This is a genomic window from Oscillibacter sp. PEA192, assembly GCF_003574015.1.
In the GTDB taxonomy this organism is placed as follows: domain Bacteria; phylum Bacillota; class Clostridia; order Oscillospirales; family Oscillospiraceae; genus Oscillibacter; species Oscillibacter welbionis.
Window position 1 is genome coordinate 2,869,958 of the sequence record NZ_AP018532.1, and the last position, 22,388, is coordinate 2,892,345.

General features: G+C 50.4%; 23 protein-coding genes. 2 read left to right on the forward strand and 21 right to left on the reverse strand.

Translation table 11 applies throughout. The annotated features are described in order from the left end of the window. Positions 1 to 300 precede the first annotated feature (300 nt). Positions 301 to 1,266 carry a DUF4062 domain-containing protein gene (locus DN611_RS14305; protein WP_119311679.1) on the forward strand — a complete coding sequence of 322 codons (966 nt, stop codon included), beginning with the start codon at positions 301 to 303 and terminating at the stop codon, positions 1,264 to 1,266. A 49-nt stretch (positions 1,267 to 1,315) separates the two neighbouring features. Here DN611_RS14305 and DN611_RS14310 read toward each other — a convergent pair whose 3' ends face one another. The 18 genes from DN611_RS14310 to DN611_RS14390 form a co-directional block, all read right to left on the reverse strand. Beyond that, positions 1,316 to 2,473: a tyrosine-type recombinase/integrase gene (locus tag DN611_RS14310; protein WP_025543668.1), complete on the reverse strand. Its 1,158-nt coding sequence runs from the start codon at positions 2,471 to 2,473 to the stop codon at positions 1,316 to 1,318. Positions 2,474 to 2,525: 52 nt separating this feature from the next. Then, positions 2,526 to 2,792, reverse strand: coding sequence for a DUF6809 family protein (locus tag DN611_RS14315; protein WP_119311680.1), 267 nt, complete (start codon positions 2,790 to 2,792; stop codon positions 2,526 to 2,528). A 133-nt stretch (positions 2,793 to 2,925) separates the two neighbouring features. Then, positions 2,926 to 3,891 carry a HipA domain-containing protein gene (locus tag DN611_RS14320; protein WP_326170137.1) on the reverse strand — a complete coding sequence of 322 codons (966 nt, stop codon included), beginning with the start codon at positions 3,889 to 3,891 and terminating at the stop codon, positions 2,926 to 2,928. Further along, entirely contained in the window at positions 3,845 to 4,195 is a 351-nt protein-coding gene (locus tag DN611_RS14325) for a hypothetical protein (RefSeq protein WP_267288533.1), read from the reverse strand. Before DN611_RS14325 ends, DN611_RS14320 begins: the two co-directional genes overlap by 47 nt. A 1-nt stretch (position 4,196) precedes the next feature. Continuing rightward, positions 4,197 to 4,403, reverse strand: a complete 207-nt coding sequence (locus DN611_RS14330; RefSeq protein WP_025543663.1) for a helix-turn-helix domain-containing protein — start codon at positions 4,401 to 4,403, stop codon at positions 4,197 to 4,199. Positions 4,404 to 4,760: 357 nt separating this feature from the next. Next, entirely contained in the window at positions 4,761 to 5,318 is a 558-nt protein-coding gene (mobL, locus tag DN611_RS17080) for a relaxase MobL (RefSeq protein ID WP_256264647.1), read from the reverse strand. Next, entirely contained in the window at positions 5,203 to 6,018 is an 816-nt protein-coding gene (gene mobP3 / locus DN611_RS17085; RefSeq protein WP_025543661.1) for a MobP3 family relaxase, read from the reverse strand. The genes mobL and mobP3 overlap by 116 nt, the downstream gene beginning before the upstream one ends. After that, positions 6,006 to 6,311, reverse strand: a complete 306-nt coding sequence (locus DN611_RS14340) for a hypothetical protein (protein WP_249390852.1) — start codon at positions 6,309 to 6,311, stop codon at positions 6,006 to 6,008. Before DN611_RS14340 ends, mobP3 begins: the two co-directional genes overlap by 13 nt. A gap of 425 nt (positions 6,312 to 6,736) precedes the next feature. Continuing rightward, the gene (locus DN611_RS14345) at positions 6,737 to 7,144 is read right to left on the reverse strand and encodes a helix-turn-helix domain-containing protein (protein ID WP_021750602.1); all 408 of its coding nucleotides are present in this window, start codon (positions 7,142 to 7,144) and stop codon (positions 6,737 to 6,739) included. Next, positions 7,141 to 7,350 (reverse strand): helix-turn-helix domain-containing protein, encoded by a 210-nt coding sequence (locus DN611_RS14350; RefSeq protein ID WP_021750603.1) that lies wholly within the window; start codon positions 7,348 to 7,350, stop codon positions 7,141 to 7,143. The genes DN611_RS14345 and DN611_RS14350 overlap by 4 nt, the downstream gene beginning before the upstream one ends. 15 nt (positions 7,351 to 7,365) lie before the next feature. Further along, positions 7,366 to 7,710 (reverse strand): hypothetical protein, encoded by a 345-nt coding sequence (locus DN611_RS14355; RefSeq protein WP_021750604.1) that lies wholly within the window; start codon positions 7,708 to 7,710, stop codon positions 7,366 to 7,368. 323 nt (positions 7,711 to 8,033) lie between these two features. Further along, the gene (locus tag DN611_RS14360) at positions 8,034 to 8,423 is read right to left on the reverse strand and encodes a sigma-70 family RNA polymerase sigma factor (RefSeq protein ID WP_081692033.1); all 390 of its coding nucleotides are present in this window, start codon (positions 8,421 to 8,423) and stop codon (positions 8,034 to 8,036) included. Positions 8,424 to 8,943: 520 nt separating this feature from the next. Then, a complete protein-coding gene (locus tag DN611_RS14365) occupies positions 8,944 to 9,969 on the reverse strand; it encodes a zinc-dependent alcohol dehydrogenase (protein WP_021750606.1) in 1,026 nt (341 codons plus the stop codon). 105 nt (positions 9,970 to 10,074) lie between these two features. Then, a complete protein-coding gene (locus DN611_RS14370; RefSeq protein ID WP_021750607.1) occupies positions 10,075 to 11,568 on the reverse strand; it encodes a tripartite tricarboxylate transporter permease in 1,494 nt (497 codons plus the stop codon). Positions 11,569 to 11,636: 68 nt separating this feature from the next. Continuing rightward, positions 11,637 to 12,590 carry a Bug family tripartite tricarboxylate transporter substrate binding protein gene (locus DN611_RS14375; RefSeq protein ID WP_021750608.1) on the reverse strand — a complete coding sequence of 318 codons (954 nt, stop codon included), beginning with the start codon at positions 12,588 to 12,590 and terminating at the stop codon, positions 11,637 to 11,639. A 97-nt stretch (positions 12,591 to 12,687) separates the two neighbouring features. Then, on the reverse strand, positions 12,688 to 13,134 hold the full coding sequence (locus tag DN611_RS14380; protein WP_119311681.1) for a tripartite tricarboxylate transporter TctB family protein: 447 nt from the start codon (positions 13,132 to 13,134) through the stop codon (positions 12,688 to 12,690). A 12-nt stretch (positions 13,135 to 13,146) separates the two neighbouring features. Further along, positions 13,147 to 13,920 (reverse strand): SDR family oxidoreductase, encoded by a 774-nt coding sequence (locus DN611_RS14385; protein WP_021750610.1) that lies wholly within the window; start codon positions 13,918 to 13,920, stop codon positions 13,147 to 13,149. A gap of 12 nt (positions 13,921 to 13,932) precedes the next feature. Next, positions 13,933 to 16,020: a transketolase C-terminal domain-containing protein gene (locus DN611_RS14390; protein WP_160117446.1), complete on the reverse strand. Its 2,088-nt coding sequence runs from the start codon at positions 16,018 to 16,020 to the stop codon at positions 13,933 to 13,935. 239 nt (positions 16,021 to 16,259) lie between these two features. On the opposite strand from DN611_RS14390, the gene DN611_RS14395 reads away from it, so the two are divergent. Further along, entirely contained in the window at positions 16,260 to 18,053 is a 1,794-nt protein-coding gene (locus DN611_RS14395) for a PrpR N-terminal domain-containing protein (RefSeq protein WP_158629735.1), read from the forward strand. Positions 18,054 to 20,651: 2,598 nt separating this feature from the next. Here DN611_RS14395 and DN611_RS17090 read toward each other — a convergent pair. From DN611_RS17090 to DN611_RS14415, 3 genes are all read right to left on the reverse strand, one after another. Then, a complete protein-coding gene (locus DN611_RS17090) occupies positions 20,652 to 21,350 on the reverse strand; it encodes a hypothetical protein (RefSeq protein ID WP_036626848.1) in 699 nt (232 codons plus the stop codon). Continuing rightward, entirely contained in the window at positions 21,277 to 21,789 is a 513-nt protein-coding gene (locus tag DN611_RS16880; protein ID WP_197714232.1) for a hypothetical protein, read from the reverse strand. The genes DN611_RS17090 and DN611_RS16880 overlap by 74 nt, the downstream gene beginning before the upstream one ends. A 192-nt stretch (positions 21,790 to 21,981) precedes the next feature. Continuing rightward, entirely contained in the window at positions 21,982 to 22,248 is a 267-nt protein-coding gene (locus DN611_RS14415; RefSeq protein ID WP_119311685.1) for a hypothetical protein, read from the reverse strand. Between the last annotated feature and the right edge of the window lie 140 nt (positions 22,249 to 22,388).

The following is a 22,388-nucleotide window of genomic DNA, read 5'->3' on the forward strand; positions in this document are numbered from 1 at the left end:
TCGAGTCCAGTAGTCTCCACCAAAAAGTTCCTGATTTCGCAAGAAATCAGGAACTTTTCTTTTGCCTCAGGCTCTAAAAGTTTTCTCCAAATTTTCTACTTTTTCTCCGACCAATACACTGACCAATTCGGGGATAGTTTCAGAAGGGACACAGCTCCGGGCGAAATGATTTTGCCTAGTGGTGTCGTATTTTGTTGTTTTATGTTCTAAAATCGGACTTTCTGCGCAAAAGTTTCTTGTAGATAACAAGTCGAAATGTTATACTAAAAATAATTTCAAAAACAGAGAGGAGTATCCATCATGGCTGCGCCGCGTGTTTTTATTAGTTCAACATATTATGATTTGAAGCATGTCCGGAATGATATCGGAGATTTTATTAGATCACTTGGGTATACGCCAGTTATGCATGATAGGGGCGGTGTAGCTTATACGCAAACAGACACTATTGAAAATAGTTGTTATAGTGAATTGACCACTTGCGATATTGTAATCTGTATTATTGGAAATCATTTTGGGACTCAGGCTTCCACAGGCGATTTTTCAATCACCATGGAGGAACTTCGCACAGCTATCAAGAATAAAAAGAAAATTTATATTTTCATCGCTAAAGATGTATATATAGAAAACCGGACATACATGCAAAACAAGGATTCGGGCACCTTTAGGCCCGCATATGCGGATAACATTAAAATTCATCAGTTTATTGAGGAACTGCGTCTCGCAATTAAAAATAACCCGATTGAATCTTTCGAAACTACAACCGATATTGTTAATTCCCTAAAAAGCCAATTTGCTGGATTATTTCAGAACTTTTTGGCTAGGGATGCTTCTTTGACAGAAGCTAAAACAGCTTATGATTTACAGGAAACCACTGAACAATTTAAAGACCTCCTATCTTCTTTTCATAAAGAAACCGAAAGAATGTTTCAGTTTTTGGACGGAACCTTTTTTACAACCAACAATACCATTTACTATATTCGATCTCTGTTGGGTATGAAAAGTTCCACCTTTATTGTTTTAGACCAATCTGGGTTGGAAGAATTTCTGCAAGTAGTTGGATTTTCCGATGATATTGCAGCTCCGGATGAGTCATATTGGAGATACACCAGAGTACATGATGGTATGAAAGAAACAATTACGCTTGATTTGGATCTATTTGATGATAATTATAAATTATTACGATTGCCAATGTCTCGGGTTAAAACCCTGATTCAGTGGGAAACAGAAGATGCCTCTTCTGTTCAAGATGATGAATTGCCGTTTTAATTTCTAAAAATGCACCTTTGTGAGTGTATGTGCTCACAAAGGTGTATTTTCATATTGCCTTCCCTATCACATCGCCCATGGTATCCGCTGCTTCTCGCATCATATCCGGCGTGGCGTGGGTGTAGGTGCTGAGGGTGAAGCCCGCGCTGTAATGCCCCAGGGTGCTGGACAGGGTCTTCACATCCACCCCATTCTTGAGAGACAGCGTTGCGAAGGTGTGCCGGAGATCGTGAAACCGAATATGCTCGGTGCCGATGGCTTTCAGGATCTTCTCGTGGGTATGCCGGAAGGAATCCGGATCGAACATTCCTCCCGTCTTGGGCGACGGGAACATGTAGGGATTTCCCGGGTGCTTCTTGTGCTCCTCCACCAGCAGCTCCACCGCCTGCTGCGAGACCGGCAGGACACGGATGGAATTGTGGGTCTTGGGCTGGCTCACCACCAATTCTCCCTTGGTGCGAGTCACCTGCTTCGTGATGGAGATGGTTCGCTTCTCCACGTCCAGGTCCGTCCAGAGGAGGGCCAGCAGTTCTCCCCGCCGCAGTCCTGTGGTCAGCTCCAGGTAGAAGGGTGCCAGCAGTCCCCGCTTGTCCGCTTCCATCAGATAGGGGCGGATCTTCTCTTCCGGCAGTACCTTCATCTCCCGCTTCTCCATCTTTGGCAGCTTGCGGCCTCTCGCGGGGTTCACCAGGATCAGCCGCTCCGCCACAGCTTGCTCCAAGCAGTTGTTCAGCAAGGTATGGATGCCATGGACCACCCGGACGCTCAGTCCCTTGTTCTTCAGCTGGATGTGCTGGTACCGCTGCACCCGCCCGTTCTTCTGGAGATCGTTGTAGAACTTCTGGATCTGGATCGTGGTGAGCTTGTCCAGCTTGATGTCCCCCAGTTGGGGGATGATGTGGTTATTGATGTAATTCAGATAGTAGTCCTTGGTGTTCTCCCGAAGCCGGGGCTCGGCATAGACCTCGTACCACATCGTCACCCAGCTTTTCACCGTGTGGGTGCCGCTACGGTTCATATCCAGTCGCTGACTGTCCGCGATGGCCTTTTTCAGTTTCTCCTTGATCTCCGCCTGAGTCTTTCCCAGGACATTCTTAATTTTCTGCTTCCCGGGCGCCGGGTCATAGGAGGCCGTGTAGAATCCCTCCCATCTACTATCTTTCCGTTTGCGGATACTGCCCTCGCTGTTGGCGCGTTTCTTCCCCATTCATCATCTCTCCTTTCTCGCCAGCTCACACGCCCGTTGTTCGTCCTCGTTTTCAAAGTTGTACGGCGACTGGGTCTGCCAGCAGCTCCTGTTGGATACCCTGGGCCAGACGGTAACCGGAGATGAAGCTGTTGAGACACGCTTCCTCCCGCAGAGCGTCTTCCAGATCCGCCATCTTCAGGAGCAGTTTCCGCTCCGGCTCATCCAGCAGACGGGTGAGCTGCCTGTAGGTCCGTTCGACTTTCCTGTCCAGATACTCCGCCCTCCGGGATGTCGTCTCGAACCTGCAGCAGAGGGCCTTCATATAGTCACGCATCATGAATCGCCTCCTATCAGCGACACACAATACTATGACCTGACCTCAATAGCTACTCCAACCGGGCAGAGTTATCAAATTGTTAGCAAATTCAGGACCGCTTCCGAAAATTCGGAAGCGGTCCTGAACTTTACACTCACATATGAAGTCTCGGTGATAGATGCTGCTGTTGCTCCATAATCCGCCGATGCACAGGGACCATGATTCTTTCCATTCGGGCAGACAGATAAGTCTGGTAAAACTGCCGCTGCAGTTCATCCAGAAAAGGAACTTCTCTGATGAAAGCCAGCATCTTATCCAGATGGAATCGCGGCATCATGCGCATGACCGCCGCATTGCAGTCCTTGTTTCCAGTTGCCATCAAGAAATCATAGTAGTTGATTTTCCGGTCATTCTGTTTGATGGCAGAAGTCGGGAAGCGGTAAATCCGGGCATTCAGCTCATCCTGATTTGACAAGACCGCCCGCATCACCTGGGCATCTGCCTGCGGCAGCAGACAGCTGCCGCAATCATAGATTGGGGCCAGCGTTGCGGTCTGGGTGTCATCGTGATACAGGAATCCCCAGTTTCCGTTGTGTCGGTCAAAATTCCCCAGAAGCGCATCCACCACAAAGACATTCCAAAAGTGTTGTAGCACTTCCACAGGATTCACGTACTGCTGTTTTTCAATGGTATCCAGAATGTCCTCCAGCTCCGTTCCGGTGCCGCCATATTCAGAATCGATGACGGTATTCTTGATGGAGCAGAAGTCAAACAGCTTACTTCCGTCTGCGGTAAAATCTTTGCAGGCGCAGACGATCTTCGTCTTTCCCCCCACATCATACGTTCCCAGGATGGTTTCCTGCGCGGGGATCCCAACCATGTTGAAGATGGTGCTGGCGATGTGTTCGCTGATACAGCTATTCGTGTAGGACAGCTCCGTTCTCTTTCCCTGACCGGAAGGAGGAAATTTCAGCATATATTGCTCGCCCTGATGTTCGATTGCGATCTTCTTTCCGTTGGCACCGTTATAAGCACGTCCGGGCACACGCTTGCAGTTTGTAAAATCAGGCACTTCATTCACCCCACAGAAACTTCTGACGCAGATAATTGGCATGTTCATGTGTGATCGCGCCATCGTTGATCTCCGCGATGTTGATGCTTCCGTACAGCTCTCCCCACAGACAGTCCAGCAGAGAGGACCCCTCCGCAAGGCCTTCTTTGTATGCGTCCAGATCATGCTGGAGGTAAGGTGGGAGCCCATATTCCCATGAGCGTTCCCGCATGGCTTCCGCCGGCTCCCCGCCTGTCCCTATTGAGCAGACCTGCTTTTGTGCCGACATATCCTTCATAGGAACACCCCTTTCTTTGATTTGTATGTTGTATTTTACCACATTGCCTCGCCGCAAATCAACGATTGCCCTCATATCATATCTTTTCGGTCTGTTTGTCTACCCATTCCTGAAGTTTGTCCTTGGGTATCACAATGCGGGTGCCGATCCTCAGTGCGGGAAAACCCTCGGACCGTGCCAACTCATAAGCCCCGGCACGGGAGATTCCCAGCGCCGCTCCCATCTCAGGAACCGAGAGCATCAGCGGCAGATCTTCGTAAGATTTGAATGTTCCTTTTTTCACTGGATATCATTTCTCCTCTCCAGCCGTAGGAGAGGTTTTTATTTGTTATACTTCGTCTTGTTGATTTATTTCCCCACCATCTGGTGAAGGGAGTGCTCTATAATCAATGGACTCCGTAAAGATTGCGGACAATCACCATCCTTTCATGGTCATGCCGCCCATGCTGACACGATCCATCTCCGGATCTTCGTGGTCGTCAGGCCGGTGGCCCAGGGGGTATTGCGCGTCCGGAAGATTCTGTTTTGCCGCCTGTTCCAGCCAATGCCTGACTTTCTCAGCGTCCGGGATGAGCAGCCCGCCGTCCCGATACAGCAGTCCCAGGAAGTATTTGGCATGGATATCGCCGTACTCTGCCAGCTACTCCAGATCTCCCACCGCCTCGTCCCGCTGATCGAGCGGCAGCTTGCGGTCTTCGATCTTGGCCCGTAGCCGCAGGCACTCGTAGGAGACCTCCCAATTTTCCACCCACTCGTCTCGATCTTCCACCTTTTCATCTTCGAATGTCATCACACCCAGGCGGATATTCTCCGCCTCTTGGATGATAGCGTTCTTGATCTGCCGAAACTTTTTCTCCTGGGCCAGCTTTTTTCGTTCTCTGGGCTTATCGTGGCAGTAGTTCTCCACCTCATTTTGGAGGATGCACCACTGGTCATAACACTCACGGACCACCAGCAGTTCCTCCAGCTTGTCCACCGCCTCGTCCACAGTTTTCTTCACGGACTCGGGAAGGTATCCGTAGGACTTTTTGCCCTTGACCGTTTCCAACTGTCCGACCAGCTGCTCCATCTTCTGCTCAATCTCAGGAGCCGCGCAGAGACTTTGCGCCATCTCCTGCGTAAGCTGCCGGATCATGCGGCGGGCTCCCCGCACCAGCTCGTCCCGGGACTGCGACTTTTGTTCGTAGGTGTGGAGCATCTCCTGTTTGAAGATCTGATTGGTGAGCGCGGATTTGATATTGCGGGTAACCATCCCACGTCAGGTCCGCTTCTCCTGGCTGTGTTGACCACGCTATCATGTGCATATGGGGATGCTTTCCCTCGTCGCGGAAGGCGGCATACCAGCGGAAGTGGTTCAGCTGAATGTTCATGGCGGCGGCGATGCCATTGCGATTGACGCGGAGCAGGTTCCGCCATGCTTTGGCATTGTCGCAGCCAAGGCGTGTGGTGTCCTCCCGGTGCGGAGAGAGGATGTACGTCCAGACGTTGCCGGTGTAGTGCTCCAGTTCCGATATGGCGGTGTCCAGGTCCACACGATCCGCGTCACCGAACAGGCCATGGTCACCCAGTCGTTCTGCACGAGGACGTGTTGCGATGTATTTCATGTAACCATCCGTCTGCTGCACCTGCTTCCAGTGTTCCTCCAGCGCCAGGGTGATGAGCGACGAGGCATTGGCTTTTGTAGGCTTCTGTACATAGTCATCATACTCCAGCAGCTCTTTCACATCCGGGAAGTCTTTTGTCAGCTTTGTGATGAGCTGCTCCTGCTTGCGGGTTGGCGGACGGTCATCCGGGATGATCTCCACCCGCTCCCGTGTCGCGATGTAGCGCATGTAACCGTCTGCGCCCTGGTTACCTCCGCACTTGATATACGGACTTTTGACGATCAGTCTTGCCATTCATCCCCATCCTCCCAAGTCTCCCGCACCCGCTGCTCCAGCGAGATGCAGCCATTGGTCTTCCGCACATTTTGGACGCTCTCCGTCCGCCGTCGGCGCAGCTCCTCGCCGCTGAACTGATATGCGTCGGCGAGGATACCAGCCACCAGATCCTGCTCCACCGCTTGCTTGTACAGCAGAGAGGACATCCGGCCTTCGAGCTGGTCCAACAGGCCGTCCAGATAGGACTTGATGGAGGTAGGGAGAAACAATCCAGCGTTGTTGGCGCTGAGGTAGTCCAGATAAAAGTCCACCGCCCGCTCAATGAAGTCGGTGATGCTCCGGCTCCTGTCCTCCTGATACCGGCGCTCCAGAATGGTCTTTTCTCCGGTGACAGGTAGAGGGGAAACTTCTCTTTTTTTCCCATAATGGTCTTCTTTCTGGGTGTGACCCCTGTTTTTTCTTTGTGGGAGTATGCGTTGGGGGATAACGACCGCAGAGATGATATCACGGCCCGGATATTGACTCCATTTTTGAAGCCACAGAAACTCCCGTAATTGCCCGCGCTACGGGCAGAAATGACCGAACAGAGCGGCGCTTGTGACGCCTGTTCTTTATCCAGCATTTTCTTTCGTCCTCCGCAGAGCCTCGAAACCGGCCCAAATTCGTCCAAAATCCCCGGGAGGGGCTGGGACCCTGCTGAGTCCCAAGCCACTCCACACAGGGCCTCACAGGGGGCTCACAGGGAGTCTTCTGCCTGCTGCTCTGCCAGCATCTTCTGCACCCGCTGCCGCTCTGTCTGGGCCTCAAGCGTACTCCGCTGCCGGGCGTAGTAGTCCCGCAATACCTCCTGGATAGACGGCAGGGTGTATTTGAGATTTCCGTTTCGGCGCCGTCCGCTTTTCAGCCGCACGTCTGTGGGCTCGGTGACGATCAGGCCGCGCTCTTCCAGGGCCAGTACGTACTTTCGCACCGTGTTTTCACTCATGCCCACCGCGCTGCCGATGGTCCGGTAGCTGGGCCAGCACTGGTGTGTCCTGCGATCCTCGCAGCGGCGCAGGTAACTGTATACCGCCAGCTCCCCAGCGCTGAGTCCCAGCTGGAACACTTCGTTGGGCATCGTGAAGTAGTTGTTCTGTGTTCTCATCCGCCACCTCCTGTGTGTGACTCCACCCACCGGATGAACGCGTCTTTTGGCACCACCATACGGTTGCCTACCCGCAGCACCGGGAAGCCGTCCTCATGCAGGAGTTCGTATCCGGATGACGGAGACACGCCCAGCACCTTCGCCACCATCTCCGCGTTGAGGAACAGCGGCAGGTCGTCATAGCTTTTGTACTCCGACAGCTTCATGCTTGTGCACCTCCTTTACTCGTTTTGTGTTCTGCCTGAACGAAGGAGCTGCAGGAACTCATCCACAGAGTGGACCATCCCCGCTTCCTTCATGTTCTGGTAGCGCACCATGTCGCAAATCATGTGGAAGTTTACCTCCGCGTCTTCCAGCAGCTTGTCCATGGCAAGGACCTGCTGGCCCACTGTGAGGGTTGTTTTTTTGCCGGGGTCTTTCAGATACGCCCGCACGGCATCTTCCTCCGGCATCTTCTCTCCCAGCACAGCTCTCATCTCATGGATCACACAGTCCAGCGTTTCTTTCTCACATTGCATCTTCAGAAGCATTTTCAAAAACCTGCGGTTGAATTTGGTTCCATCCATAATCCTGTACCTCTTCCTTCAATTGTCATTCATGGCTGCGGCCTTCAGCCATATCTCCGATGTGTGGAAGCGTCGTTTGGGGCACGATGGTTTTCTCAGATCCATCAGAGACATGAGCGCAGGAGAAAAAATCCCCTCATAAGGGGTAGGGATAAAATCACGGTTTTTTACAACCTATTTTTGCGAGATTTTCAATTTGTTTACAATGTGTGTCTCACGTCAACTCGCTGCGTTCTCACAACGCGGAAACCATTGCCCCTCACTTACTAGGACACTCAAAGGGCATTTGTAAACCGGAAAACAAAAAAAGTTGAAGGGCTCTGTCAGATGACAGAGCCCTTCAGCTTTTGGTGGAGCTTTCTCAGCCGCTTTGATACCGCCATTTTGGACACGCCGTAGAACTTTCCGATCTCCTCCATGGTCAGACCCCTGTCATAGCGGAAATCGATGAACTCGCGGCTCTGGTGATCCAGAACCTCCATGGCTTTTTGCAGACTTTCAAGGCGGAGGGTCCAGAGTACAGGATCCTCCACGGGACGCCTGACGCATTCCGAGCCGGGCAGCACCGTTTCAAACTCACTTTTACTCAGATGCCTTTCGTCCTGCTTTTCCTGCGCCTGTTCCCGTTTCCGATCCTGCTCCAGGAAGTCTGCGACCTCCTTTGGCACTGATACTTGCTGCCCACTATAAGGAATCACGACAAAGTCGTTCATTTGTGTCCTTTCCGCTTTCGACGGAAAGTCACACACCCGCGCTGCCGGCACAGCGCCAAAAACTGAAGACCTTCATGGAAGTTTCCTTCGTACAGGGATGGTGATGGTGCCCTACGAGGCCCATGAACGTCTGAGGTCCCACCGGGGTGTGGACCTCACCGGAAAGCTACGAGTTTAGGCTTGCGCCTGGTTTGATTATATCATGCTGGAATTTTTTGTCGGTCGAACCGTGTCGAATGGGAGAGGTTTTTGTGATCTTCAGAAAGAGAAAAGCCCGGAGCTGGTGATATGGGCCAGTTCCGGACTTCTGTACTGTTTACTGCGGCGCAAGCTTTGAAATGTCAAAGTACTTATTTCAGCCAAAACTAATTTCATCTTCCCACTTCAGCAAACGCACTACTATGTAATGCAAACTGTAAATGCTGAATCAGGTTCATTATATCCGTGGGGTCCAGGAAACAAACAGTGGCCTTTGAATGGTACGCCTCTCCGTGCCGCGTGGTGGAGGCAGCAGTCAATCCTACTGCACCATAATTGCAACTTTCATTACATCCGTATTTGGTTCATGAAGATAGTCAAAAGCTTGCTGAAGGCCTGACAGAGGAAAGCGGGCCCCAATAAAGCCCTCCAGATGCAGCTTTCCCCGTTGCATGAGGTCAAATACTTGTAGGTAGTGCCGTCGGACATATTGCATGACGCTGATAATATCGATTTCTCCTCGTTGCAGGTGTGTCATATTCATCAGAATATCCCGCCCATATGTGCCTACCAAAACAATGCGAGAAGCATTTTGTGCGCAACACACCATGTTTTGCAGCATTTCTGGGATTCCGCAGCAGTCAATCAATACATCTGCTCCTGCAGAACCAAATGCCCCATCGATGGCTTGCGCAAGAGAAACCCGATTGGTGTTGCAGCAGTTTTTTATGCCGCAGTCCTGTGCGTATTGAAGCCGTCCGTCTTTAATGTCTGTAATTAAAACGTTAGCGCCTCTAGCCACAGCTATTTGTGCTGTGCAGTTGCCGATGGTACCTGCGCCCACGATTACAATATTTTTCCCCTGTTCAGCTCCGGCCCGTTCCGCTGCATTAGCTCCTACGGCAAAGGGTTCTACCAGCATACCCATGTCATGGGTTACTCCCTGCGGCAGCTTCACGATGTTAAATTGGTTACATTTATAATATTCCGTGAAAAAACCGTCTTCGTTAATACCCATAAATTTCTTGTGGGTGCAGACGTTGATTCTGCCGTGCCGGCACGGATAGCAGGTACCGCAGATCAACTGAGGCTGTACTGTAACGAGATCGCCGGGGAGAAATTTCTTTTCCGCCTCGTAGCCAACTGCGACAACTTCACCTACACACTCGTGCCCCAGGACTCGGGGATATTGCACGGTTTTATGCCCTCCACGGAATGCCAACATATCAGAGCCGCAGATACCAGTTTGCAAAATCTTAAATAAAACGTCCTGTGGCCCCTGAATTTGAGGCATTCCCCGCTTCTCAACGGTAATCTCATACGGTGCTGTTAGAACAGCTGCTTTCATGTCAAATATGCTCCTTTCAAATTGAATGTCAGATGAAAGGAAGGACCGGCCCGCCGGAAAGACGGGCCGGCCTGTTGCCTTATTCCTGCGCGGAGGTATTGCCTGCTAACGCAACAGCTTTTTTCTACGGGACTTTCGGAAGAAGGCCTGTCCCGCTAAGACAATAACAGCCGCAACAATGAGACCCAGCGCAATGGGGTGCTGTGTGAAAGCCAACAAGTTTCCCTGGTCGGCGATCATGGCTGTCCGCAAGTAGGTTTCCAGAAGTGGCCCCAACAGGTATCCCAGCAGAATTGCAATCAGATCCAGTTTGAAATAGTTCAACAGAAAATAGGCAACGATTCCAGAAACTACCATTACCAACACTTCAAAAATGCGGTTGTTGATGGCGTAGACGCCCAAAACACAGCAGACCAAAATAGCAGGAAAAAGAAGGGACTTGGGAATCCGGATCATTTGAACAAAAATGTTCATCAGGCCGGTTTCCATCAGATACATTACAATATTTGCCAGAAAATACACCAGCATAATGCATCCAATCACCTCCGGGGCGTCCACTGCCAGCATGGGTCCAGGCTGCAGACCGTGGATCATAAGACCGCCAATCAGAGCAGCTGTCACGTTGTCGCCTGGGATCCCCAGGCAGCACAAGGGGATCAGGGCTCCGCCGTTGACAGCGTTATTGGAGCTCTCAGATGCTGCGATACCGGCAGCATATCCGGTTCCGAATTTTTCCGGGTGCTTGGACATGGTTTTGGTTTGGTTATAGGCCAGCACTGTGGCAGTATCCTGACCCACGGCCGGTAAAATACCGGTGAAGGTACCTAACAGAGAGCCGATGGTGATGCCTTTCCACATTTCATCCCGCTCATCCTTTGGGGGGATAAAGGGGACACGCCGCACCCGGGTTGTTATCCGCAGTCCGGACAATTCACCGGATTGGCTGAGAACCTCACTGATGGCAAACAGCCCCATCAGAAAAGCGGTCAGGCCAATGCCGGAACTGAGCTGCCACTGGCCAAACATCAACCGGTTTACGCCGGTGACCTGGTCAATTCCCACAGAGCCGATAGCCATGCCGAAAAACAATCCGATTCCGCCTTTGGCTCCGCTAGAACTGACCATGGAGAGCACTACGCAGATACTGAAAAAAATCAGTGCAAAATACTCCCAATGCCCGAACTTTAATGTGACCTTGGATAGCTGCGGCGCTATGGTCGCCAGGACAATAGCAGAAAATGTGCCACCAATCAAGGAGGCAAACACACCAAGAGACAGTGCAGCCTCCGGCTTGCCACGCTTGACCATGGGATAGCCGTCCCAGGTGGTGACAAGAGATGCTGAGGTCCCGGGAATTTTCAGCAGGCACGCAGAGATTAGGCCGCCGCTGATGCCGCCAACATAAATGCCGATAAGAGTGGAAAGGCCTTCCGCAGCAGACATGGCGTAGGTAAAAGGAATCATCAACGTAACGCCTAAAACAGCCGTCAAGCCAGGGATGCATCCAAAGATGATACCCATCAGGATGCCTCCAGTCATATAGACAAACGACATTGGGTTCGCCATGAGGTAAGCCCAGCCCTCTGCAAATAGCTGCATTCACGACACCTCCTATATTTCAAGCAGCGAGAGCGATTTGACGTTGCTTTGCGCGGGTGAGAAGCGAGTCACTTGAGGTACTCCTCATAAATCGGAGCAAAGATGTTGTACCACTCTTCAATTTTCGCCCCCATCTCATCGGCCGGGATAAAGCCAGGCAGGAAGCCAAAGCCTTCCAGAGCCTCCAGATAATCGGGGTCATCTTGAAGGTCTGCCATCTTATCGTTCAGATACTGAATCTGCTCGGGAGTGGTATCCTTGGTGGCGAAGAAGGCACGATACTGGGCGCCGGTGGCTTCAATTCCCAGTTCCTCTGTGCAGGGAATATCGGGATAAATTTCACAGCGCTTTTCGTCCACAATCAGCAGGGGTTTCACATTGCCGGATTCCACGGCGGAGCCCAGATCGCCCACCTGCATGAAACTGACATCAACATGGTTGCCCATGATGGCAGTAATGGCGTCAGCACCGCTGTCGTAGGGAACCTGGGTGGCACCTTCCAGGCCGAGCCCCTGGAGCAGTTGGATGGTGACCATCTGCTGACGGGCACCGATGAATCCCCAAGTCAGTTCAGCGGGATCCATTGCTTTTAGATCCTCCACACTGTTGATCCCGCTGTTGGGATTGGTAACCACGATGCCGGGATCGATTACCATGCAGGGAAGCGGCTCCATCTTCTCCCAGAGTTTTTCCTCACTGACACCGGTCAGATAGTAGCAAATCAGGTCCAGGGGACTCTGAGACATAATGTGATAGCCGTCGCCGGGCTGTGTGGAAAATTCTTGTGAACCGGTATAACCGCCGGCACCGGTCATAACGGAGCAGGCGATGGACACAGGTAGATCAATGTTGGCCGCCACAGCACGGGCGATGTTGTCGGTGCCGCCGCCAGCGGCGTAGGGGACCAGACACGAGATGTCTTCCGCCGGGTAAGCGGCTTCTTCACCGCCACCGCAGCCCGACAGAATGCCGATCATCATAAGAAATACGCAGGCCAGTGCCAAGATATTTTTCTTTTTCATATAATTTTCCTCCTAAGCAAAATAACGAAATGTAGGAAAGAACGGACTCAGAAGAACTTGACATGCAGGATCTGTGTAAATACGAGGACCAGAACGGTTACGACAACAAGAGAATAGACAAACCGGATAAGATAGAACTTTTTTTGCTGGTACGTTCATGCTCCTCCCGCTGCGATTCTTCACAAAGACCATACACAACGCTCAGACAGAAAGTGAGCAGGAAAGAAGCAATGGGAAAACCGATTAGTTCATAGGCGGGAACGAAAAGGAGCAGCGCAATCAGAGTAATGATCGTTTCCTTTTTCAACCTGAATTTGCCAGAGTCCCGCTCACCCTTCAGACTGATTGATTTGAGAAACAGAGGGATGCTGAATACCATCAGCAGAATACCGATGCCTTGAATAAAGGTGCGGGGTTCCGCCAGAAAGGGAAGTCCGACAAACAGCATGACACCACTAACAGTTGATTCTGATGCGAACAGGAACAATCCAATTGCAAAAGAGAGAATGCTTAAAATGAAATCGTTGCGCTTACGAATGGCCATTTACCCACCTCCTTAACTTGCCAAATGACCTCCGTCCACCGGGAGCGTCACACCACTAATGTAGTCGGAAGCAGATGAGGCCAGAAATACGACAGTACCCATCAGATCCTCGGGATGCCCCCATCTTCCCATAGGGATCCGCTTAGTGAGCTGTTTGCCCTGTTCCATCTGCTGCAGATCCTTGCTCATTTCGGTGTCCATGTAGCCGGGAGCAATGGCGTTGACATTGATGCCGCGACCGCTCCACTCAGAGGAGAGCGCCATGGTCAATTGTTTGACGCCGCCCTTGCTGGAGACATACGCCGGCATGTTCCGCAGGCCGATGAAAGAATTGGTGGAGGCGATGTTGATAATTTTTCCCTTGCCCTGTTTCAGCATCACCTTGCCAGCCAGCTGGCTCATAAAGAAAACGCCCTTGATGTTGACCCCCATAATGCGATCCCAAGCGTCCTCGGGGAACTCCTCGGAGGGGCAGCGATACTGAAGTCCGGCACCGTTGACCAGAATATCCAGCCGTCCACCCAGAGCTGAAATCGCTTGCTGAAACCCGTTGCTGAGATCGTTGAGGTCCAATAGATTTGCTACCACGGCGTGGTATCCAGATTTGGCGCCACCCAATTCTGCCACCGTGTTTTCAACCTGTGAATTTGCGTCCAGAATGACAATCTCTGCACCGGCGTCATGAAGTGCGACAGCCATACCATAACACAGGCCGGTCTTTTTTGCGCCACCTGTAACAATGGCTTTTTTCCCTGCCAGGGAAAAAGCATTCATGTCAAAGCCCATATGCGCCCTCCTTTACATTTCAAATGTGATCGTATTTACAAGATCCTCTGCAGACAGGCCACAGAGTTTTGCCAGCTGTGTATAGGTTCCGGAGTGCAGATGCCGTGCTTTTCGCTCTCTGGTGCGGGTGCTGAGGGTGGTAATCTTTTCCGGCGACCAAGCGATTCCTCGCCGGTACATTTCGTCCAGATAAGAGGCAAACAGGAAACCGTTATTCTGTTCGGCAAATAGGATTCGTTTGCCTTGTTGGGTCAGCTGCGCAGCCAGATCTGCATCAAAGGAAGGCATGTCCACCACGGCGATCTCGCGTCCCTGTTCCCGTAACGCCTTCTGGGCGTTGAGTCCCTCATAAATGCCTCGGCCACTAGTGATGATGACGGTGTCCGCATGAGGATCTCCGTGGACATAGCCCTTTCCGTATTCAAATTGCAGGGATTCAGGGTAAATGGTTTCAGAAGCGGCTCGTGTGAGCCGAAGTAGCACCAGCCCCTTGCTACCCTTGGCAATCCATTTCATGACCGCCACCATCATTCGGGGACAGGCTACATCGATTACCCGCAAGTGAGGCAGCTGCATAAGCGCGGTAACATCGTCGATGCTCATATGGGTGGCGCCGTTAACACCGGTGTCAATGTTGCTAGCGGTAGAGAACAATGTAATATCCAGCTGATGGCCCTCGGACAGCCAGCCGTCACTTTTGGAAATTGATTCCATTCGCTCTTGCTGACTGACCGTAATCCGGCGCAAAACTCGCCAGTCAAAAAAGACGCCAAAAGTGGAGTGCCAGACGTTATAGCCTTTTGCGGCAAAGGCCTCGGCGATGCCACTCATGTTGGATTCAGCAATGCCTACATTGATGCCGCGGTTTCCAGCATGTTTCAGCATACCGGGCTGAAGACCAGAGATCAGGCCCATATCCGCGTCCAAAGTAATCATTTTCGGGTCTCTGGAAAAGGCTGCTACCATATCCGCGGCAATTTTGCTGCACTGCAGCTTATCTCCGATTTTGGGATCGGGTAGGTCGCGCTCCTGGTAATGCAGAGTCTTGTCTCGGGGAGCAGCCCGTTTGGTGCGGCGTTGAGAATAGCGGCGTATAACACCCACAGGGCCATTTTCATCCTGCTGTACATCAATCCCCATCTTGGAAGCCCAGTGCAGGAGTTGCTCATATTCCTCCGGCGCACGCACCTTTGCAGCCTGTAGAAAATGACACAAGTTTTTAATGCGGGTTTCCCTGCGGAGCGTCTGCTGATGGATTTCCCATTCCGCCAGATCCTGCCCCACGGTGGTCTTGTGACTCTCGGTGGCTTTGGAGAAACCACCTTCACCCTTGCGGCATTCAGAGATGATGGCCATGGGGCGGCTGTCGATCCGATGCTGGAAGTGCTCCAACGCATGGTAAATCGGCTCGTACTCCTGACCGTTGACATCCAAAACATCAAAACCAAAGCTCTCCAATTTTTTTCGCAAGCTACCCATGGAAAGCATGAGACGGTGAGAGTCATCGTTTTGTCCATAGTTGTGATCAATGAGAATGCACAGATTGTTCAGATTTTTGGCAGAGGCAAACATGAATGCCTCCCATGGAATGCCCTCCTGCAGTTCCCCGTCTCCCATCAGGCAGAATGTCCGCCCAACACCCTCTATTTTCTGCGCCATGGCAAAGCCGACAGCGGCACTGATGCCCTGCCCTAAAGGTCCCGTCGCGATATGTACTCCTGGCAGGATAGGGCCAGGATGTCCATTCAGATCGCTGTCACTTCCGCGGGAATTCTCCAAAAGCGCTCTGTCAAAGAAACCAAAATCCGAAAAGACCGATGCCATACCGGCTATACCGTGTCCCTTGCTCTGTACGTAGATGTCACTTTCACGAGCAGTGGGGTCTTCCACATTTACATGAATGAAACCTCCGTAAAAAAGCGCGATCAGTGGAATCAGTTCAGAGAAGGTGCCACCGATGTGGATTCCCTGGTCTACAGCGTGGTTTCCCTGATATACCGTATCCAAACGAAGGTCCGAATCCTTGACTTCCAGCAGCGCATATAGCGCCTTTTGGGCGATCGGGTGTTTCATTTTCAGATAATCACAGCTCAAGTCCATCTTGGCCCTCCTCCATTTTTTTAAATGGCATTGTATTCGAGTGAGCAAAATGCACAAAAATGATGCTGCGCAGATTGCTTTATACCGTAATTTTACAGAGAGAAATAGCATTCATCAAGGTATGTGTTGCAAAATAATGCTATATTTTGTAGCAATATTAACTCAAATAAGATTTTACTTGCCACAAAACCTGCTATATGCTACAATTTGAATCGAATAAAAATGGAGGGAGGAGGCCCATGAAACGATTCCGTATATTAATCATTGCCCCATATTTGTCCTTCCAAGAGACTGCCGCGCCCGTCATCCAAGAGTTTCCTACGGTGGATTTTGAGATGCATACCGGAGATGAGTTTACGGCAATCTCTATTTTTAACTCCTATCCACCTAACGCCTTTGACGCAATCATTACTCGTGGTGCAATTGCGGCGATTCTTCGGCAGTTTACCTCTGTGCCGGTGGTGGAAGTGGATGTATCCTTATTGGATATCCTGCGGGCTATTAACCAACCGGGATTCAGCGATCAGCGTGTGGCGGTGGTCGGATATTCCAGCATTATTAATTCCGTCAAAAAAGTATTTGAAGTGCTTCAACTGAAAAACACGGAGATTTACGAGGTGCGCTACGCAGAAGTTAAGGAACGGGTGGCGGAACTGGCTGACCGGGGATTTTCTTTGATTATTGGGGATGTACCTTCCGTAAATGCTGCTATGGCAAACGGACTTCGGGGACTCCTAATTCTGTCATCAGAGGATTGTATCCGCCAGTCCGTTATTGCAGCCATCTATTATTCGGAGTTGATGGAAAAGGGGCAGGAGATCACTCAGATTTTTCAGACAGTTATTGATAATTTAAAATTCCGGATTATCCTGATGGACCAGATAGGCAACGTAATTGTTGACAATCGCGCGTTTGAGATTACCGATCATCAAACCTTTAAAAAAGAGTTGTTGCTATTTATTCCGGTGCTTTTGCAGCAGTCCACCGATAGGGGCTGTAAAAAAATCGGAACACAGGGAATCGAAATTATCGGCAAAAGGGTTTCTTATCGCAATCAGGACTGCTTCCTGTTCTTCATTTCACTGATGCATAAGGGATATGCCTCCCAGGCAGACATTACCATCGAAAAACCGCTTTCAGTGACACTGTCCCCGGAATTTATCAATACTCTTCAAAAGAATAACCCACGGGTACAAGCGGTGGCGGAGATTGTCACCGCATCCGTGTCTCCGCCGCCTGTGTTGATTTTGGGAGAATATGGTACCGGAAAAAGCAGTCTGGCCTATTATTTGCATGGCCTGCGCAAGGAGCCAATGGCTCCGTTCATCTTTGTGCGCTGCAACCTACTGACCAGGAAACGCTGGAATGCATTTTTGGATAAAACTGCATCACCTTTGAATGAAAACGGATGCACATTATATCTGGAGAACATTCACTTACTTCCAATAGAACTGCAGCAGGAGTTGAGCGCCTACATAGTTGATTCTGCTGCGGATCAGCGGCACTTTATTATCGCTTCGGCAACGAATAGGATCCACCATCTTCTGTCCAATGACCAGTTCTTGTATCCGTTGTACCAGAAGATTTCGTCTCTCCATGTAATCCTGGCACCTCTACGGGAATTTCCTGATTCCATTACGGACTTCTCACAGATTTTTTTAACTGCGGCAAATCAAGAATATCAAAAGAGTATCCGGGGATTTGAAGAAGGGGTCGTGGCTCTGCTGGAACAGCAGCATTGGAATACCAATTTATCCCAGTTAAAAACGTTTATTCAGCAATTAGTGTTGACCGCACAGGGAGCACAGATTACTCTGAAAGAGGCACAGACCCTGCTTTTAAATGACAATACTATTCCCCCGGAGGAGACGGAATACTTGAATTACAGTGGAATTGATATCACAAAACCGCTGGAGGAAATTGAGCGGGATATTATTCAGCATGTACTGATGGAGGAAAACATGAACCAGTCCGCTGCGGCAAGGCGGCTGGGAATTAGCAGAAATACGATTTGGCGTAAGCTCCATGCTTAAATACGGGCGTGCAGCTGCCGGCTTAAAGTCGCTGGCGACACCATTACTAAAGGAAAATTGCGGCTTGGAATGACAACCAGCTCTGGATAGGCTGCATTGCCAATAATTTTACCGGCAGTAAAGCCGCGTCATTTTTGCAAAGCCGGACTACAGGCTTTTTGTTGGATGGTACTGGAAACGGAAAAGTAGCGCTGGAACTGACCAGCAGCTGGTGTACGGTGTTGTATCCGTCATAGCTGGTCAATGGGCGCACTATGGAAACGGGGCACAGACTGTAGAAAATTTTGACATTTACCGCTGCTGACTGGTGGTTCCGGACTACTGGTATATCTTAGATGCCTCATCAGAAAAGGTGCGAAAAGCAAGCTGAATCTGAAAGAACTGGCGGCTAATGAGACTTTACCTCACCTAATTCTCTCTGGAAGCTATTCCGCCATGGTACAAAGGTAAGTGTAGGCTTACCTGGAAAGCAGAGTAAGTGCCGTTCGTATTGATCCCGAACAACTGCTGTCTGGTGAACAGACGGAAACCGTACTGCAAGAAGCTATAAAATCTGCAAACAGGAGGCATTCCGCTGTAAATCCTGTTGAATTAAGTGACTGCCAGCGATCTGGCGCGGAACGTATATCCAAGGGTTAATAAGCCGTATGGAAGTTTATGGTAGACATTGCAGTAGTTGGCGGCAAAAATCAGGCGTGGCAAGATATCGCTCCTGGCGTGCTGGAACTGTAGCCCATCGAACAGCTGGAACTAGGCCTTGTATTGAAATCTGGGAATTTCAGATATGAACAGCTTTTCCTGACAGTCTTGCGTACCGCGTGGGTTAGATATAGGCTTTATAACAATCCCGAGCAAAGATAAAAGCCCACTCCAGTTGGTTTACTCACCTCCTATACACTTTACTGCGGTACAAATTTTGAGTATTGGAGCCCAGGGAGATGCGAACAAGAAGTTGGACCTAAATGGGGAGTTTCAAGGTGCGCCTGTATGTGGCAGATCTCATCGCCCCCAAGGATAGCTTGATTCTGCCATCGTTATACCATATTCATGCAGGGATCTACACTGCTAATGAACTAGAAAACAGATGTGCTTTCCTAGAAACTCCCGTAAAACAGCTCGTTCTTCAACCGTCCTTCCTACGCAGACTGCATTGTCGGGGAAGTGACCTCCTTTGAGACATGGAGCAAGTGAGTTCAGCCTGCTCCAAGCTTTGAATTTAGCCCTACCAGCGGTAACGCCCTTCCCAGTCTAAACTGGCGATCGGATACTCGCCGCTTCTCAGCCAGCGGGGATAAGGAACTCCTAATGTCAATAACCCATTTGACGATGAGCAAGCCCGCATGAAAATCCCGCCAAAGGGTATTTTCCACGGCTGAGCAGATCTCACCCATATAGAAATGATACCTCCGCTTTTTCTTCCGGACTAAACTGTACCATTGCTTTTCCTTTCTTCGTAAGAATACATCTCTTCCGCCTTTTTCCAGTCCATCTTTTTGTCCGCTTGCCCCTGGGGATTGGGATGTTCTTTTTTCACTAATAAGTAATCGGAACTTTAGCCGACATAACAGAGTCAGACCACAGCTTGTACCACAGGAGTTTGTGGAACAAGCGGATTTTGCACAGTAAATCACGCCCGGGAAACAATTGAAATGGAGCAGAAATGATTAAAAACCGCCGGAAACAATCAAAAAAGTTTCATAAAGCTGTTCACACGCAGGAGGTTACTGGTTCGAGTCCAGTAGTCTCCGTCGAAAAGTTCCTGATTTATGTAAAATCAGGGACTTTTCTTTTATTCGTCTCAAAAAACATGCTTAAACTTTTAGCTTCTTCTCCGACCAATACGGCGATAGTATCTGATAGAGCTGGACAGTGTCGGGCAGGAAATCCCTGCCCGGTGCTGCCGTAATGGTTACAGTCTTTTTGTATGGCCAGAAAAAATCCGGCCTTCCATCTCACACGCGTCTGCAAGCTCTTTGGCGAGCTTTTTGATCGGAAAGTCTGGTGCGGTTTGTATAATGAGTACCAAATGTCCCCAATCCACATGCAGGTTTAGAAGAGCGCTCTTCTCCGGAGTCGAACCTTCATCAAAATGAAGAGGAAACTCTTTTTTCAGAATAGAACAATTCAGATAGACATCCGCCCGGGGAATCTCTGGTTGGATACACTGATAGAGCGATGTATACAATCCTTTGGGCAGCCGGCAGCCGGTCAAAGAGAAATATATGCCTTTCCCCTTTGCCCACCTCCTCTTCTTTGAACCAACGGCACTGTTCCAACGCCATTTGGCGCAGTTCTGGAAAGCGCGCCTCCCACAGGGCACAGGTATGTCCGGTATAGTCCGACACGGTCAGCGCCACAGGTAGCCCGGCACTGACCTCTTCCACAGTGGCTGTACAATCGTATGGAAGGGGCGCAGTGCTTCCTCCTGTTCGGCCGAGGCCGCCAGCGCCCCATATCCTCCGGGTAGTCCGTATGATCCCATCATACCGGCAGTTGCTTCCTCTGCCCGGAACGCTCCGGGCATCAGCCAAAACTCCCCTAGGTGCAGTTCGTTAAGCAACCTGTCAGTTCTTTCTTTTCGTTTTCGGAAAACCATAGTTACTCTCCCACATCTGTGATATCAATTACCCATTTTCTCAAAGAGGAACCTGCAACACCAAGGAGCAATCCGCCGGCAATCCCGCCCACAGCAGTGCCAAGTCCCGGCAAAATTGCCGTACCGATTGCAGCACCTGCCAGAGCGCCGCCTTTGGCGCCGAGTGCACCTCCTGCCCAACTGCCGCCAATACTTGCAGCTGTACTATAAGTCTTTTTGCCAATTTTCTGATGGGCGTCATGCAGATCTCCGTCAATGACATCACATAGCCCCAAAGCATCCAGTGCTGCACCCGCGACCAACAGCACTCTCCCTGCGATCCTGACTACTTTGGAAATCTCGGTATGATCCAGTCCGGATGGAAGCCTTTTCTGCCACGCCGAAGCATTTGTGAGAGGATCCACATTGATAAGGTAATAGCTTGTATTCCCTCTATGGGAGTGCAAATCGGCACCGAAAAGCGGCATATTACTTCCAAAGAATACAAAATATGGAAAATCCCGTCCATTCCGTGCGATTTTTGTTGCAGCCAGAATCCTCGTCCAACTGCTTTGGAGCGGGTCAAGCCATGCCAGAGTTGGAAAGGTGCCTCGCGCTAATTCAGCCAGAAAGCTCTCACGAGCACCGTCAGTCTTTTTTCCGCAAACTCCGTCCTCCAGCAGCCGCTCGCCTAAATTCAATTCGTCGAGTTCTTGCTGCATTGCCACCCACAAACCATGCCAGCCGCTCGATCATGCTGTCAGAAATGCCTGTGCTGATCCCGCAGTGTTCCAGTTCGCTAACAGCGGCATGCAGGTTGCGGGCTGTATCGTCTGTGATATAGTTGTTCTCTCGTTCGTTTTGCGATAAATCCCGCTGTAATTGGCGCACGATATCTTCCAAGGAGCCCTTTATGCCTCCATCGTAGTCATCGCTGCATATGGCAGGAAGATCCTGCAAAGGGACTTTCCGTTCCGCATAGTTCAGATATTCTCTGCTGCCAATGGAATACCCACAACGCCCCCGCAGATCTGCCGATTTATTGTTGCTGCGGTATGTGTTCAGTACATCCCGTAAGAATTCTTTATCCTTTCCCTGTGAAATATCCTGCGGAAATGCAGTCTTTCTTGCATCCCTCCCGCCGCAAAGGAAATACTCCAATCCACAGCCTTTTGAAGTAAATCAAGACACTCACTGGTAAAGAAGTCCGAACCGCTCTTAATTTTTTGAATTGCTGTTTGGATAGCCCGATCATCACGAAAAGAACTGCCTGGGAGATAAAAAGAGGATAGATTCAGGATTTCTATGCAGTCACTGCTATGGCTGCAAAAACTGCGGGACATCCTGCATACATCATATTAGTGATTGTACCTGCTTGGCAAGTGCGCTCCTTCGATCAGAGGATATATTGCGAATGACGTTTATGTGTTCCTGCAAGTCGTCGTAGATCTCTTCCACTGCGGCGCCGGCACGGTTCCCCATCTCCCGTAATGTTTCGTGGTAATTCGTTTCTGACGGTCTTTGCATCAGCGTGCCAAAAAAAGCGGCGCGGTTTACGCGGTTCCAATATTCACCGCTCCCCAGAACAGCGCCGTTTTCACCAGTTGCCTCCTTGCTCATAGGTTTCCTTCCTGAGAGTTTTCTCAAATACAGGCTTACGTATGAAGAAAACTGCATGTTTATTCTAACCTCTTTGAGATCAAAGAGCCCTGCAACCAACTGCCGCCCCAGATCGAATAGGGTCTATATCCAGGTCGACT

Bases quoted from the DNA above. Each gene is read 5' to 3' on its own strand.
- DN611_RS14305 (WP_119311679.1), top strand. From the start codon at position 301: ATGGCTGCGCCGCGTGTTTTTATTAGTTCAACATATTATGATTTGAAG.
- DN611_RS14310 (WP_025543668.1), bottom strand. From the start codon at position 2,473: ATGGGGAAGAAACGCGCCAACAGCGAGGGCAGTATCCGCAAACGGAAA.
- DN611_RS14315 (WP_119311680.1), bottom strand. From the start codon at position 2,792: ATGATGCGTGACTATATGAAGGCCCTCTGCTGCAGGTTCGAGACGACA.
- DN611_RS14320 (WP_326170137.1), bottom strand. From the start codon at position 3,891: ATGAACATGCCAATTATCTGCGTCAGAAGTTTCTGTGGGGTGAATGAA.
- DN611_RS14325 (WP_267288533.1), bottom strand. From the start codon at position 4,195: ATGAGGGCAATCGTTGATTTGCGGCGAGGCAATGTGGTAAAATACAAC.
- mobL (WP_256264647.1), bottom strand. From the start codon at position 5,318: ATGCTCCACACCTACGAACAAAAGTCGCAGTCCCGGGACGAGCTGGTG.
- mobP3 (WP_025543661.1), bottom strand. From the start codon at position 6,018: ATGGCAAGACTGATCGTCAAAAGTCCGTATATCAAGTGCGGAGGTAAC.
- DN611_RS14345 (WP_021750602.1), bottom strand. From the start codon at position 7,144: ATGAGAACACAGAACAACTACTTCACGATGCCCAACGAAGTGTTCCAG.
- DN611_RS14350 (WP_021750603.1), bottom strand. From the start codon at position 7,350: ATGAAGCTGTCGGAGTACAAAAGCTATGACGACCTGCCGCTGTTCCTC.
- DN611_RS14355 (WP_021750604.1), bottom strand. From the start codon at position 7,710: ATGGATGGAACCAAATTCAACCGCAGGTTTTTGAAAATGCTTCTGAAG.
- DN611_RS14360 (WP_081692033.1), bottom strand. From the start codon at position 8,423: ATGAACGACTTTGTCGTGATTCCTTATAGTGGGCAGCAAGTATCAGTG.
- DN611_RS14365 (WP_021750606.1), bottom strand. From the start codon at position 9,969: ATGAAAGCAGCTGTTCTAACAGCACCGTATGAGATTACCGTTGAGAAG.
- DN611_RS14370 (WP_021750607.1), bottom strand. From the start codon at position 11,568: ATGCAGCTATTTGCAGAGGGCTGGGCTTACCTCATGGCGAACCCAATG.
- DN611_RS14375 (WP_021750608.1), bottom strand. From the start codon at position 12,590: ATGAAAAAGAAAAATATCTTGGCACTGGCCTGCGTATTTCTTATGATG.
- DN611_RS14380 (WP_119311681.1), bottom strand. From the start codon at position 13,134: ATGGCCATTCGTAAGCGCAACGATTTCATTTTAAGCATTCTCTCTTTT.
- DN611_RS14385 (WP_021750610.1), bottom strand. From the start codon at position 13,920: ATGGGCTTTGACATGAATGCTTTTTCCCTGGCAGGGAAAAAAGCCATT.
- DN611_RS14390 (WP_160117446.1), bottom strand. From the start codon at position 16,020: ATGGACTTGAGCTGTGATTATCTGAAAATGAAACACCCGATCGCCCAA.
- DN611_RS14395 (WP_158629735.1), top strand. From the start codon at position 16,260: ATGAAACGATTCCGTATATTAATCATTGCCCCATATTTGTCCTTCCAA.
- DN611_RS17090 (WP_036626848.1), bottom strand. From the start codon at position 21,350: ATGCAGCAAGAACTCGACGAATTGAATTTAGGCGAGCGGCTGCTGGAG.
- DN611_RS14415 (WP_119311685.1), bottom strand. From the start codon at position 22,248: ATGAGCAAGGAGGCAACTGGTGAAAACGGCGCTGTTCTGGGGAGCGGT.